Origin of the sequence: Sphingobacterium hotanense, assembly GCF_008274825.1 — a bacterium.
Taxonomy (GTDB): Bacteria; Bacteroidota; Bacteroidia; order Sphingobacteriales; family Sphingobacteriaceae; genus Sphingobacterium; species Sphingobacterium hotanense.
This window is the reverse complement of the sequence record NZ_CP030848.1, coordinates 3,303,437-3,317,054: the sequence shown is the minus strand read 5'-3', so window position 1 is coordinate 3,317,054 and position 13,618 is coordinate 3,303,437. Positions and strand designations below refer to the sequence as shown.

Below are 13,618 nucleotides of genomic sequence, written 5' to 3'. Positions count from 1 at the left end.
AAAGAGCCGTAGTTGAATACGGCTCTTTATTTTTATCCTGATTTCTGATTATCCTCGTTTCAAAACCGATTGCTTATAATTCCCGTACCCAGATATTTCTAAAGCTTACTAAATCGCCATGATCTTGGAGCGATATGGAGCCTGGCCCATGTACTCTTATCTTAGGTAGACCAATATACTCTGTTGTTCCTTGCAGTTCTGTATTATATTGAACCACGACACCATTGTGCAATAATGTAACCTGCCCTCTTTTGATTAGATGTCCGTCCTTATTGAACTTTGGCGCTGTATATAAAAGATCATAGGTATGCCATCCGTCGGCAGGTTTCCGCGCTTCGACCAAGGGAGGTGCTTGTTTATATAAACTGCCCGCTTGTCCGTTCACATAAGTTTTATTATCGTCATTGTCTAAGATTTGGATTTCGTAGGCTCCATCGCTCAGGAATAGTCCGCTGTTGCCGCGACCTTGTCCCTCACCTTTGATAACTTCGGGGCTTTTCCATTCGATATGCAATTGCATATCGCCGAATTTGCGCTTCGTTTGAATTCCGCCGGTCTTTGGAGTTACCGTCAGTACACCATTCTTTATGGTCCATTGCGGCGCGCTGGATTTATCTTTCTCGCTTACCCATTCGTTTAAGTTGCTGCCATCAAATAATACGATTGCATCGCTAGGGGCAGCGTTGGCTTGCGTCGTTACCACACGAATTTTTGGTTCATAAAATTCGGTATCCTGCGGTTGAAATTTAGTCTGCGCGTTCGTGGTAAGGGCCAAGCCTACTAGCGCTAATATCATGCTGAATCTGTTCATAGGTTTAAGTTAATTTAGGTTAATATAAGAAATATGTCTAATTTTATCTGAAAATATCCGCTTAAACTTTTGATAATGGCTCAGATAACACAGAAAATCGCACTCGATAACGTACGTTTCTTTTCACCTATTGGCTTCTACGAAGAAGAACAATTATTAGGGAACGAGTTTTTTGTGAATGTTTCTGTGAGCTTCCCCTTCAAAAATCCAGATGCCGAAGACCTTAACAATACCCTCAATTACGAAGATTTATATCGGATACTAGCCGAAGTGATGAGCCCCCGCCGGAAGTTACTGGAGTCCGCAGCTGAAGACATTCTCAATAAATTATTAGAAGGCTATGCTTATCTAGAGCAAATTGAGGTTAGCATTAAAAAGATGAATCCTCCTTTTGGTGGCGATTTGGCGAACTCGGTAGTCTCACTTTCCTTTCAACGTTAAACTTTTATTACCCATATTAAACCGAATAATTTTTGCGTTATCTTCTATAAAGAAGAGCGCTTAACTGTTTTTGTTCGGACATTTTGACTTATTAAAACCTTGATTAAGTGTCAAAATAGCAGTTTGTTGCTTCTAAATTCGCTTGGTACATAAGTTGAATAGTAGCTAGTGTATTTGATTTTAAAAAATAAATAAGTAAAAAATATAAGGAGGAAATATAAAATGGCATTAATTAAATTACCTGGAAAATCTTACAACACTGATGCAGTGAACCCATTTGTTAACAACGTGTTTGACAATTTATTCAACGATTCATTTATTTCTGATCGTTTGGTAACTCGAGTTCCTGCAGTAAACATTACAGAATCAGCAGAGGCATTCAGCATTGAAGTAGCAGCTCCTGGTTTACAAAAATCAGATTTCAAGATCAATGTGGACAAGAACATTATCTCGATTTCTGTAGAAAAACAAGAAGAAAAAGTAGAAGAAGGAAAAGTTTATAGCAAAAAGGAATTTAGCTATACATCTTTCTCAAGATCCTTCACTTTACCGGAAATTGTTGACTATTCGAACATCGATGCTGTTTATGAAAATGGCGTGTTAGAGGTTAAGATCGGTAAAAAAGAGGAAGCGATCGTAGCAAAGAGACTTATAGAGGTTAAGTAAGAAGATTAGTTGTGGTTAGTTGAAGAAGGGCCGTCTTTTAGACGGCCCTTTGTTGTTATTTGTCATTTGAATGTCTTAAGATTAAAGAATGCTTTTATTACTTAACGGTGTTAAGTAGTTTTGTTTGGTAAAAATAGAAATGAAAGACAAAAAACAAAAGCATAAAGAAGATCTTAAGTTGGCCATTTTAGAGGCCGCGAAGAAGTTGTTTGTACAGGAAGGGTATGAGGCTACGTCTATTCGGAAGATCGCCAAGGAAATCGAATTTAGCCCCACAACCATTTACCTATACTATAAAGACAAGAATGATATTGTTTATGCCTTACATCAAGAGGGATTTCAACTCCTACGTCAGCAGTTTATGGCTTTGGATTCGGTTGATGATCCTTTTCAACGATTCAAGGCGCTAGGGCGTAATTATATTGATTTTGCCTTCCGTAATCCTGATTATTATCAGGTTATGTTTATGATGAAAGAGCCCATGGAATTCTTGGATGCTAACTGTATCGAGGAGCAATGGCCCGAAGGAGAGCGTGTGTTTGACTTTCTGCGCCTGACTATCGCTCAGTGCCAGGAGCAAGGATGGTTTAAAGATAAAGAAACGGATTTAGTTGCATTTCAAGCTTGGGGCGCCGTACATGGTCTTGTTACGCTATACCTGTCAAATCATTTAAGTAAAATAACTGAAACGCTAGAGATGCAGTACACTGTAAGGGATTTAGTCAATAAAACCTTTGAAGTTTACGTGTCTTTTATAGAGCAGACGAAATAAAAAATTTTAAATCATAACTTAACACTGTTAATAATGAAAACCTTCCTTATACAGTTTTACAGCATAGCCTTTTTTATATTGCTAGGGCTTCCCTCTAAAGCACAAGAGCCCATTCTTGACCAATATATAAGGCAGGGTTTGGATAGTAACTTGGTGCTGATTGAAAAGGATCTTTCTTTGAAGAAGGCTATGAACGGATTGGAGGTCGCACGAAGCATGTTTCTACCAAACATTACATTTGATTTGACCTATTCGCATGCCGATGGCGGTAGATCAATTGACTTGCCGATTGGGGACATGCTAAATCCAGTCTACGCTACGCTCAACCAACTTACCAATTCGCAGAACTTCCCGCAAATCGAAAACGAACAGATCAACTTTTTGCCCAAAAACTATTACGACGCAAAAATTAGAACGGCGGTCCCTATCATCAATACGGATATCAAACATAATCGCACGATTCGCGAGACGATGGTAAAGATGTCGAAGCGCGAAATAGAATTATATCAACGTGAGCTCGTAAAGGATATTAAAGTGGCTTATTTTAATTATCTGAGTGCGTTGGATGCCGTTGCTATCTATAAGAATGCAATCGTCTTAGCAGGAGAGGGAAAACGGGTGAACGAGAAGTTACTGGAAGCGGGAAAAGGCTTGCCGGCCTATGTCATTCGTGCGAACGCCGAGATTGCGCAACATGAGGCTAAGCTGGCTGAAGCCGAACAGCAATTGCGCAATGCACAGTATTATTTCAATGCCCTGCTGAATCGTCCCGCAGACGCTGCTATCGATCTTATCCCCCAAAATAAGGATTTGCAATCCAATGGCGAGGCTTTAGCCGTGGAAGTTGAGGGACGGGAAGAATTGAAGTCGCTCAACGATAATATCGAAATTCAGGAAACCATGCTTGCGATGAGCAAACAGGTTTTTGTGCCGAAGTTGAGTGCGTTTCTTGACTTGGGTTCGCAAGCGGAAGGGTTGCGCATCAACAGCAATTCTCAATATTATATGATCGGCGCACAGCTCAGCTTTCCCATCTTCGCAGGGAATAGAAACCGCTTAAAAATTCAGGAAAACCAAATCGCTGTCGCGGAGGCACAGAATAAATTGGATCAGGCACGACAACAATTGGAGCTAGCTGCAAGTGTGGCAAAAAATGAACTGATCGCGACCCAAAAGAACTTTGAGAGCTCAAAAGTTCAATTAGATGCTGCAGCTACATACCAACGATTGATACAGCGCGGGTTTAACGAGGGAGTCAATACTTATCTAGAGACGATAGACGCGCGATCGCAATATACCAACGCTAAATTGGCCAACAATATCGCGGCATACAAACTATTATCCGCTATGGCAAAATTCGAGAGAGAAACTGCAAGCTACCCATTAAACTAATCAAGACATGAGAACAACACTAACAAGCATAGCATTCGGAATATTTTTATTGAGCAGCTGCCATCAGGCGGAACGCAGTGCGGGGATTCCGGTTCAGGATACAATCCCTGTAAAACTGGTTCCCTTGCAGCAGAACGGAACGATAAGTGTGGTGGAAGCCACCGGCGTTTTTACAACCGATGATGAAACCTTATTAGGATTTAAGAATGGCGGCGTTATCTCGCGTATATTCGTCAAAGAGGGCGATGCTGTTCGTAAAGGACAGGTATTAGCGGCAGTACATACTTCCGAGGTAGATGCGAAGGCCGGTCAAGCACGATTGGGAGTAGAAAAGGCTAGAAGAGATTATGAGCGAGCGGAAAAGCTCTACAGAGATAGCGTAGCTACACTGGAACAGCTGCAGAATGCAAGAACCGTTCTAGCGGTGGCACAGGAAGACCTCAAATCAGTCGGTTTCAATCAACAGCAATCACAGATACATTCTCCTGTATCGGGTTTTGTATTGGCGAAATTGGCTAATGAAGGGCAGGTTGTAGGGCCGGGTACTCCGGTTCTACAGGTTAATGGCGCTAGCAACGGCACCTGGATGCTGAAAGTAGGGGTAAGCGACAGCCAGTGGGCGCAAATTAAGGTGGGCGATAAAGCGACCATTCAGACGGATGCCATCCCAAACAGTACCCTAGCCGCCGCGGTTGCTAAGAAGTCCGAAGGTTTAGATCCTCAGTCAGGAACATTTACTATTCATTTGGCGCTCCAAGGCAAACCTGCCGGGAAACTAGCCTCCGGGGTATTTGGTAAATCGCAGATTGCAGTAAGCCAGAGCAGCGCTAGCAACGGCTGGCGTATTCCATTTTCTTCCTTATTAGATGGCAATGGAGCGGAGGGCTATGTCTTCATTAGTAAAGATGGAAAGACCGCCAGAAAGCAGAAAGTCAAAGTTGCTTCGATGGAGAAGGATGAGGTACTTATTGAATCCGGATTGGAAGATGCCAGTGCGTTGATCGTATCGGGCTCGCCCTATTTACAGGATGGCTCGCCAATTAAGGTGATAAAATAGGAGGAGAGGACATGAGTTTAATTAAATATCCCATAAAGAACTACCAATTCACCATGATTATGGTGCTTATGATCATGTTGGTAGCTGCGACCTCCTTGCTCACCATGCCGAGGGCAGAGGACCCAGATATGAAAGCCGTCAGCTTCCCGGTCATTGTTGTTCAGCCTGGGACGAACCCCAAGGATATGGAGCAATTAATTGTAAAGCCTTTGGAGGCGCGATTCTATGCGTTGGATGATATCAAAAGAATAAAAACGACCATCAATAATAGCGTGGCTTTTTTCTTTGTCGAATTCGAGTACGGAACGGATTATGATGATAAATATCAGGAATTGGTGCGTGAGCTGAACGCTGCAACTCCGGAGCTTCCGGAGAATATCTACAGCATGGAAGTGCAAAAGATCGATCCTACCAATGTATCGGTCATTCAGCTTGCGCTTGTTTCGGAAAATGCTTCTCAGACGACGATCAAGGAGCTTGCTGATAAATTGAAACAAGATCTGGAGAAGGTTAAAGCATTAAAGGAAGTTGAGATATCGGGGCTTCCGGATCAGCAAATCCGTATTGACATCGATCAGGCGAAAATAGCGGAACTCGGCATTCCAATGAATCGTATTATCCAATCGGTGCAGAGTGAAAATCAGAATATCCCAGCCGGCTCTGTCATTGCGGGCGACAAGACTTTCAGCGTTAAGACATCTGGTAATTACCAGCAGATTGACGATATCAAAAATACAATCGTTGCCAGCGGGCAGGGTAAGAATATTACTTTGAAGGAAGTAGCCAGTGTTTATCCAACGTTCGGAACGAATAACCATATCACACGTCTGAACGGTTATAACGCGGTATTGATAAATGCCGCACAGAAAATAGGGATGAATATTTCTGATACTCAGAAGGAATATCAGAAGGTCTTGGATAAGTTTGAACAATCGCTTCCCGCTAATGTCGATATGATCGTGAATTTCGATCAGGCAAACAATGTCAACAAGCGCTTGAGTGGGCTCGGTATTGACTTTGCCATTGCTATCGTCTTGGTGCTTTTCACCCTCTTGCCATTAGGAACGCGCGCCTCCCTTGTCGTTATGATCGCTATTCCGCTTTCGCTCGGACTGGGGGTTATTGCGATGAACTCCTTCGGATACTCCTTGAACCAGTTGAGTATCGTAGGCTTTGTGGTTGCCCTGGGGCTAGTCGTAGATGATAGCATTGTGGTCGTCGAGAATATAGAGCGATGGATGCGTGAAGGTTATAGCCGTTTGGAGGCTTCCATCAAAGGGACTGAACAAATAGCTTTAGCGGTGCTAGGCTGTACGGTTACTCTTGTAATTGCATTCATGCCATTGGTTTTTATGCCCGAAATGGCGGGTGAATTTATACGTAGTATGCCGATTGCCGTTATCACCTCCGTGATCGGCTCCATGCTGATCGCCCTATTGGTGGTTCCTTTCTTATCCAGCAAACTCCTTAAGCCGCATGAGCATGAGGGAGGAAATGCTATTCTGCGAGGTATGCAGAATATTATCCATAAAAGCTATGGTGTATTTTTGGATAAGGCGCTGAAGCATCCTGGCAGAACGACGCTGATAGCACTTGCGATATTCCTAGGCTCCTTAGCCTTGATTCCCGTAGTGGGCTTTAGTCTGTTTCCACCTTCGGAAAAGCCTCAATTCATGATTCATATCAGTAGTGAGTTGCAGGATAATATACATACTACCAATCGTATCAGCAGAGAGATTGAGAAGGAACTTAAAGCGATGGACGATGTGAAGTACTTTACGACCAATGTCGGCAAAGGGAATCCTCGGGTTTACTACAATATGCAACAGGGCCAGGAGAATGTTTCCTATGCGGATATATTCGTCCAATTGCATGAGGATGTAAAGTCCAGCGATAAGATTCAGATCATCGAGAACTTGAGGAAGAAATGGACGCCTTACTTAGGTGCGAAGGTGGAAGTGCGAAACTTTGAGCAGGGGGTGCCGGTCATTTCGCCCGTGGAGATACGTATTTTCGGAGATAATCTAGATACGTTGCGCTCGCTCGCAGCGAAAGCGGAACTATTGCTGAAGAATACTCCAGGAGCGGAGTATGTGAACAACCCGATAAAGAACAACAAGACAGATATTCGGGTAAATATTAATCGGGAGAAGGCGATGGCCTTAGGCGTTCCGACTTCTTCTATCGATCAGACCATTCGTGTGGCATTGGCGGGCTATCAGGTAGGCACATACTCAGATCCTGAAAAGGACGACAATGATTACGATATCATTGTTTCTGTTCCTCGCGCGCAGGATGCCACCCTCGAAACGCTAGAAGGGATCTTCGTGGACAATGTCGCAGGGCAGGCCATTCCACTTTCGCAACTCGCTAGTCTCGAGTTCGAAGTTTCGCCTTCTAATATCTATCATATCGATAAGGAACGTACGGTTTCGGTGAACTCCTTTGTGCAGAAGGGCTATAATAACGATGAGGTCATCAACGCAGTCATTGAACAGATGGATAAATTCCCTTTTCCTGCGGGCTATAGCTATGAAATGGGCGGCGAGGTGGAAAGTAGAGAAATGGCTTTTGGAGGCTTCGGAACCATTATCCTGATTACCGTCTTTATGTTTATCGCCGTACTGATTTTAGAGTTCAAAACCTTTAAAAGCACATTGATCGTGCTTTCTGTTATTCCATTAGGAATTGTAGGAGCTGTGCTCGCCTTGCTCGTTACTGGAAATACGCTCTCCTTCGTAGCGACGATCGGTATTGTTGCGCTTGCTGGTATTGAGGTGAAGAATACCATCCTTTTGGTCGATTTTACCAATCAATTGAGAAGGGAAGGGACGGAGTTGAATGAAGCTATCGAGAAAGCGGGGGAGATTAGGTTTCTTCCTATTATTCTGACTTCGCTCACCGCGATCGGCGGTTTGATGCCGATAGCATGGTCGTCAAATCCTTTGATCTCACCGCTAGCGATCGTAATGATTGGTGGCTTGATCAGTTCGACATTGTTGTCCCGCATCGTGACGCCGGTTGTTTATAAGCTGATTCCACCAAAAATTGAAGTGGAAGAAGCGGAGAGTAAGGAATAAATAAGCTTGGATGAGGCTTCGTTAGTTGCACAGGCTTTACAGTAGAGATTGAGTTAAAAGAAAAATGCCTGAATAGTATGGGTGTAGGCACTAACTATTCAGGCATTTTCTTTTTAGCGATTTACTTGGCGTCGTAGTATTTCTGTACTTGATCCCAATTTACGATAGACCAGAAGTTTCCTACATAATCAGGACGTTTGTTTTGATATTTCAAATAATAAGCATGCTCCCAAACGTCTAAGCCCAAGATTGGCTTTCCTTGTAAGGCAATACCTTTCATCAAAGGATTATCTTGATTTGGCGTTCCGCCAACTTTCAGCTTCCCATTCTCGACAACCAACCATGCCCATCCCGAGCCAAATTGTGAAGTTGCAGCTTTAGCAAATTGCTCTTTAAATTGATCGAATCCACCAAAATCTTTGTTGATAGCTTGTAATAGCGTTCCGCTAGGTTTATTATCAGCCTTAGTCGGACGCAATAACTTCCAGAACATCGCATGATTAAAGGCACCGCCTGCGTTGTTTCTTAATTTCGCACTGTATTTGTCCATGGACTTGAATATGCTCTTTGCATCTTTTGCTTGAACTTTCTCTTCTACGATAGCATCATTCGCATTTTTTACATAAGCGCCATAATGTCTCTCGTAATGTATCTGCATGGTTTGCGCATCGATAGCCCCTTCTAATGCATTAAATGCATAACCAAGCGGTTCCATCTCGAACTTAAATGCTGTTTGTCCCAACCCTAAAAGGCTCTCAGTCGCACCGGTGTTTTTTGCAATTAACACCCCTGCAGCTAATCCTAAGCTATTTTTGATAAAATTTCTTCTGTTTGCCATTTTATAATTATTAGTTTTTTATTCGTTCAACATATTTAGAAAGATGTTCTAAAGATAATTGTTAAAACATTCAAAGCATTATTAAATTATTATGAATTCGTCACAAGAACGTCATTTGGAATATTATTGAATTGCGATAAATAGGAATTGTATGAGATCGACTATGACTCATTGCTTTTTCATTATTCATGCACAGCCTTTGTTTAACCCAATCAAACCCAATTTGAAGCGGCTTTCATCGGGTTGTTAATGGGAAGAGAAAGGGTTTTACAAAGGGTTTAAGTGAAAGAAATTCAAAGCTAAATAACTTGAGAGTGCATGGTATATATATTTTCTAAGTCACAAAAAAAGCCACTCGTTGAGAGTGGCTTTTAATCTGTTTTTCCGTGCAACAGAGAGATATAGGGTTTTATCACTTGTTCTTTATGCTGCGGTAATATTCTGTTTTTAAGTCTTCAAAACGGTTTTTCCAATCCTTAGACACGCCGTCTGCAATTACTTTCAGGCGTTTTAATTGATAGGAAAGAACGATAGATCCAATTCCTGAGGAGATAATTGCAAGCCCCGTCCACACGACGAGGGTAAGTCCTGCGAAAACAGGATTCCAGATTAGGATAAAACTGAAAAGGATTCCCATGACGGCAAATGCGGTTATCCAGCGCCATTGCTGAACGCCATATGTTTTCATATCCATCGAAACCGATAGGAGCTGAAAGGATTTGAACATCGTATAAAATCCAAGGATAAGGGGCAGGGTAGCCATAGAAATGGCAGGATTTCCTAATAAAATACAGCCGAATAGCGCATTCAATATTCCTCCTGCTAAATACCATCCCCAACCTTCCACTTCATTTCTATTATTCAATGCAAAGATGATTTCCAGCAATCCGGAAATTAAGAAATACATGCTGAATATACTAGCCAATGCTAAATAGGAAGCAAGGGGACTAGCCAAGGTATATATGCCTAATATGATAAGAAGGATACCAATGATAAGAGGGATGTACCATTGTTTGATGGAGCTTTTGATTGTTTTTAAAAATCCGGTTTCCATAAAAAAAAGGTTAAATAGATGTTTGAACAATTAGTTGAAATAGTCAAACTTTGAATAAAGTTATATAAAATTTAGATAAATAAGAGAATGGATTAATACTGATTTTAGGTAATTCTGAATATTGAGTTAAAATATCTTTATTTGAACAATCTTATTTACCAGGTGTTTATAAAATAAAAAGACAATGAAAAAATTATTGATATTAGGAATTTCATTTTTATTGTTCTCCTGTAATCAGGAGAATAAACAAGGGCAAAACACGAATAACATGCCAACTACGGAGCCTTTGCCTTCGTCGGCTTCGTCGAGTACGCCTGCAGGCTTACCCGAAGGTGCAAAGAGTTTTATAGCAACGCATTTTCCTGAGGCAGGAATCACAAAAACAGAAGATAAGATGTCGCCATCAAAAGATGGGACTATGCACGAAGCAAAACTTAGCGAGGGCACGGAGATAGACTTCGATAAGGATGGAAATTGGACGGAGATCAGCACCGAAGGCATGGTGGCTATACCATTGGCGGTTCTGCCACAGGCAATACAAGACTTTTAACGGATTGGCAGTGCAGTCAGCTGATAAAGAACCAACAGGCTATGAGTTGGAATTAGCGAATGAAACGGAATTATATTACGATTTAAATGGTAAGTTTATTCGACAAGGGCGATAAAATACTTATACTAAAAAAGAAAGGGCTATCAATCTGATAGCCCTCTCTTTTTTAGTATTTACTGATTAGCCTAAGCTTAATAAGCTCTCTTCTAAGATTTGGATCTTCGCTTCCGCATCAGCTTTTTTATTTTTCTCGTTTTCTACGATTTCAGGTTTCGCATTCTGTACAAAGCGCTCGTTAGAAAGCTTTTTGTCTACTGAATTAAGGAACCCTTTTAGGTATTCAATTTCTTTTCCGATACGTTCTTTCTCCGAATCGACATCGATATTGTTCTCCAATGCAACATAACATTCATTCTTACCTGCTAAGAAACTAACGGCACCTGATACTTTCTCATTAACAAAAGTCAGATCCTCAATATTTGCTAGTTTGATGATGCTCTCTTTGAATTTTGCATAGTCCAACTCCGCGCCATTGATAGCCAATGGAAGTGCGATTTTCGGAGAGATACCTTTTGAGTTTCGGATATTGCGAACTTCTGAAATAATCTGCTGAACGATCGTAAAGTCTTTGATGATTTTCTCGTCGTATCCTTCAACGGCAGGGAAATCAGCGACGATAATACAGTCTTTGGACTCGCGCTGTCCGAATAACTCATCATGCCATAATTCTTCCGTTAAGAATGGCATGAACGGATGTGCAAGTTTCAATACTTTTTGGAATAGAGCTTTCACCGTCTCCAAAGTTTCAGCTTCGATAGGTGCTTGATAAGCTGGTTTTACAAGTTCTAGATACCATGCACAGAAATCATCCCAAATCAGTTTATATGTAGCCATTAAGGCATCCGATAGACGATAGTTTGCAAAGTGCTCGTCGATTTCTGTAAGTGCTTGGTTAAAGCGGCTTTCGAACCATTGAGCAGCAGTCTTCTGTGCTTCCGTTGCTGGCGCATCGGTTGTTTCCCAACCTTTTACTAGACGAAATGCATTCCAAATCTTATTAGCGAAGTTACGGCCTTGTTCACAGTAAGAAACATCGAACATTAAGTCGTTTCCTGCTGGTGATGATAGTAGCATCCCCACGCGCACACCGTCGGTACCATACTGCTCCATCAATTCGATTGGATCAGGTGAGTTACCTAAAGATTTAGACATTTTGCGTCCTAACTTATCGCGAACTATTCCCGTCAAGTATACATTACGGAAAGGCGGCTTATGGGTATAATCATGCCCCATGATAATCATACGTGCTACCCAGAAGAATAAAATCTCTGGTGCAGTAACTAGATCGTTCGTAGGGTAGTAGTATTTGAATTCTTCATTCTCCGGGTTTCTAACACCATCGAATACCGAAAGAGGCCATAATCCCGAAGAAAACCAAGTATCTAGTACGTCGTCTTCTTGGCGAATTGCTGTAGTTGACTTTCCTTGTTGTTCAAACTCAGCAATAGCTTCAGCTTCTGTTTTAGCAACAACCCACTCGTTCTTGTCGTTGAACCAGGCTGGAATTCGTTGTCCCCACCAAAGCTGACGAGAAATACACCAGTCTTTAACATTCTCCATCCAGTGTTTATAGGATGCGAAGAACTTATCAGGGATTAACTTAATTTCGCCATTTTCAACATATTCTAAAGCTGGTTTTGCCAAGTGGTCCATCTTCAAGAACCACTGCATAGATAGCTTCGGCTCAATCACAGCATCTGTACGCTCTGAGAATCCTACCTGTGATTTATAATCTTCGATTTTCTCGATTTGTCCAGCTTCTTCTAATAAAGCGATAACTTTTTTGCGCGCAGCAAAGCGATCTTCACCTACTAATATTTGAGCTTTGTCGTTTAAAGTACCGTCATCATTTAAGATATCGATTACTTCAAGGTTATGCTTTTGGCCTAACTCGTAGTCATTTAAATCGTGTGCTGGAGTCACTTTAAGACATCCTGTACCGAACTCCATCTCTACATACTCATCTTGGATAACGGGAATCTCACGATTTACTAATGGTACTAATACTGATTTTCCTTGTAAATGCTTATAACGATCATCCAATGGATTGATACAAATCGCTGTATCAGCCATGATAGTCTCCGGACGTGTTGTGGCAATGATGATGTACTCGTTGCTATCTTTGATAAAATAACGGACGTAGTAAAGCTTTTGATTTACTTCTTTACGGATTACTTCTTCGTCGGAAAGCGCTGTTTTACCCTGTGGATCCCAGTTTACCATACGAACTCCACGGTAGATATAACCTTCTTTGTAGAATTTAATGAACGTATCGATTACGGCTTCGGACAGATCAGGATCCATGGTAAACTTCGTGCGATCCCAGTCGCATGATGCACCAAGCTTCTCTAATTGTTTTAAGATAATACCTCCGTATTTCTCTTTCCACTCCCAAGCGTATTTTAAGAACTCATCGCGTGTAATAGACTTCTTATCGATTCCTTTTTCCTTTAGCATAGCGACGACTTTAGCCTCCGTAGCAATTGAGGCGTGGTCGGTTCCAGGAACCCAACATGCATTTTTACCCTGCATACGAGCGCGACGAATCAACACGTCTTGTATCGTGTTGTTCAACATGTGGCCCATGTGCAATACGCCAGTTACATTTGGTGGCGGCATTACGATAGTGTATGGCTCTCGCTCATCAGGAACAGAACGGAAGAATCCGTTTTCCATCCAATAAGAATACCATTTGTCTTCTGCTTCTCTAGGATTGTACGTTTTTGCTATGCTCATTATCTAATTATAAATAATCTAAAAAGGAGTACAAAAATACGGATTTAACCGCTCATTTCCCATTATCTAGAAGCAAATAAATCAGCATTCATTAATATAAAGTATAAAAATTGTTAAGATAATATTTACAGTGCTGAATTAAATGTAAATTTGCGCGTTTA

At 41.6% G+C, this 13,618-nt stretch carries 12 protein-coding genes; 8 read left to right on the top strand and 4 right to left on the bottom strand.

Annotated features, from left to right (window positions below):
* Positions 1–73 precede the first annotated feature (73 nt).
* Positions 74–811, bottom strand: coding sequence for a 3-keto-disaccharide hydrolase (locus tag DSM08_RS14010; RefSeq protein WP_149526741.1), 738 nt, complete (start codon positions 809–811; stop codon positions 74–76).
* Between the two features lie 75 nt (positions 812–886).
* On the opposite strand from DSM08_RS14010, the gene folB reads away from it, so the two are divergent.
* From folB to DSM08_RS13980, 6 genes are all read left to right on the top strand, one after another.
* Complete coding sequence (folB, locus tag DSM08_RS14005; protein WP_149526740.1) at positions 887–1,252, top strand: dihydroneopterin aldolase; 366 nt, start codon at positions 887–889, stop codon at positions 1,250–1,252.
* Between the two features lie 222 nt (positions 1,253–1,474).
* Positions 1,475–1,918 carry an Hsp20/alpha crystallin family protein gene (locus tag DSM08_RS14000; protein ID WP_149526739.1) on the top strand — a complete coding sequence of 148 codons (444 nt, stop codon included), beginning with the start codon at positions 1,475–1,477 and terminating at the stop codon, positions 1,916–1,918.
* Positions 1,919–2,057: 139 nt separating this feature from the next.
* A complete protein-coding gene (locus tag DSM08_RS13995; RefSeq protein WP_246172275.1) occupies positions 2,058–2,690 on the top strand; it encodes a TetR/AcrR family transcriptional regulator in 633 nt (210 codons plus the stop codon).
* A 33-nt stretch (positions 2,691–2,723) separates the two neighbouring features.
* Positions 2,724–4,082, top strand: coding sequence for a TolC family protein (locus DSM08_RS13990; protein ID WP_149526738.1), 1,359 nt, complete (start codon positions 2,724–2,726; stop codon positions 4,080–4,082).
* A gap of 7 nt (positions 4,083–4,089) precedes the next feature.
* Positions 4,090–5,139, top strand: a complete 1,050-nt coding sequence (locus tag DSM08_RS13985) for an efflux RND transporter periplasmic adaptor subunit (RefSeq protein WP_149526737.1) — start codon at positions 4,090–4,092, stop codon at positions 5,137–5,139.
* A gap of 11 nt (positions 5,140–5,150) precedes the next feature.
* Positions 5,151–8,219 carry an efflux RND transporter permease subunit gene (locus tag DSM08_RS13980; RefSeq protein ID WP_149526736.1) on the top strand — a complete coding sequence of 1,023 codons (3,069 nt, stop codon included), beginning with the start codon at positions 5,151–5,153 and terminating at the stop codon, positions 8,217–8,219.
* Between the two features lie 121 nt (positions 8,220–8,340).
* Here DSM08_RS13980 and DSM08_RS13975 read toward each other — a convergent pair whose 3' ends face one another.
* Entirely contained in the window at positions 8,341–9,057 is a 717-nt protein-coding gene (locus DSM08_RS13975) for a superoxide dismutase (protein ID WP_149526735.1), read from the bottom strand.
* A gap of 412 nt (positions 9,058–9,469) precedes the next feature.
* The gene (locus DSM08_RS13970; RefSeq protein ID WP_149526734.1) at positions 9,470–10,111 is read right to left on the bottom strand and encodes an HdeD family acid-resistance protein; all 642 of its coding nucleotides are present in this window, start codon (positions 10,109–10,111) and stop codon (positions 9,470–9,472) included.
* Positions 10,112–10,295: 184 nt separating this feature from the next.
* On the opposite strand from DSM08_RS13970, the gene DSM08_RS13965 reads away from it, so the two are divergent.
* Positions 10,296–10,661, top strand: a complete 366-nt coding sequence (locus DSM08_RS13965; protein WP_149526733.1) for a PepSY-like domain-containing protein — start codon at positions 10,296–10,298, stop codon at positions 10,659–10,661.
* Positions 10,662–10,665: 4 nt separating this feature from the next.
* Positions 10,666–10,776 (top strand): PepSY-like domain-containing protein, encoded by a 111-nt coding sequence (locus tag DSM08_RS19180; RefSeq protein ID WP_223110818.1) that lies wholly within the window; start codon positions 10,666–10,668, stop codon positions 10,774–10,776.
* A 65-nt stretch (positions 10,777–10,841) separates the two neighbouring features.
* Here DSM08_RS19180 and DSM08_RS13960 read toward each other — a convergent pair whose 3' ends face one another.
* Entirely contained in the window at positions 10,842–13,457 is a 2,616-nt protein-coding gene (locus tag DSM08_RS13960; protein ID WP_149526732.1) for a valine--tRNA ligase, read from the bottom strand.
* Positions 13,458–13,618 lie beyond the last annotated feature (161 nt).

What these genes read in the sequence shown, in the direction of transcription:
- folB (WP_149526740.1), top strand. Translation starts at nt 887, where the DNA reads ATGGCTCAGATAACACAGAAAATCGCACTCGATAACGTACGTTTCTTT.
- DSM08_RS13965 (WP_149526733.1), top strand. Translation starts at nt 10,296, where the DNA reads ATGAAAAAATTATTGATATTAGGAATTTCATTTTTATTGTTCTCCTGT.
- DSM08_RS14000 (WP_149526739.1), top strand. Translation starts at nt 1,475, where the DNA reads ATGGCATTAATTAAATTACCTGGAAAATCTTACAACACTGATGCAGTG.
- DSM08_RS14010 (WP_149526741.1), bottom strand. Translation starts at nt 811, where the DNA reads ATGAACAGATTCAGCATGATATTAGCGCTAGTAGGCTTGGCCCTTACC.
- DSM08_RS13995 (WP_246172275.1), top strand. Translation starts at nt 2,058, where the DNA reads ATGAAAGACAAAAAACAAAAGCATAAAGAAGATCTTAAGTTGGCCATT.
- DSM08_RS13990 (WP_149526738.1), top strand. Translation starts at nt 2,724, where the DNA reads ATGAAAACCTTCCTTATACAGTTTTACAGCATAGCCTTTTTTATATTG.
- DSM08_RS13980 (WP_149526736.1), top strand. Translation starts at nt 5,151, where the DNA reads ATGAGTTTAATTAAATATCCCATAAAGAACTACCAATTCACCATGATT.
- DSM08_RS13960 (WP_149526732.1), bottom strand. Translation starts at nt 13,457, where the DNA reads ATGAGCATAGCAAAAACGTACAATCCTAGAGAAGCAGAAGACAAATGG.
- DSM08_RS13975 (WP_149526735.1), bottom strand. Translation starts at nt 9,057, where the DNA reads ATGGCAAACAGAAGAAATTTTATCAAAAATAGCTTAGGATTAGCTGCA.
- DSM08_RS13985 (WP_149526737.1), top strand. Translation starts at nt 4,090, where the DNA reads ATGAGAACAACACTAACAAGCATAGCATTCGGAATATTTTTATTGAGC.
- DSM08_RS13970 (WP_149526734.1), bottom strand. Translation starts at nt 10,111, where the DNA reads ATGGAAACCGGATTTTTAAAAACAATCAAAAGCTCCATCAAACAATGG.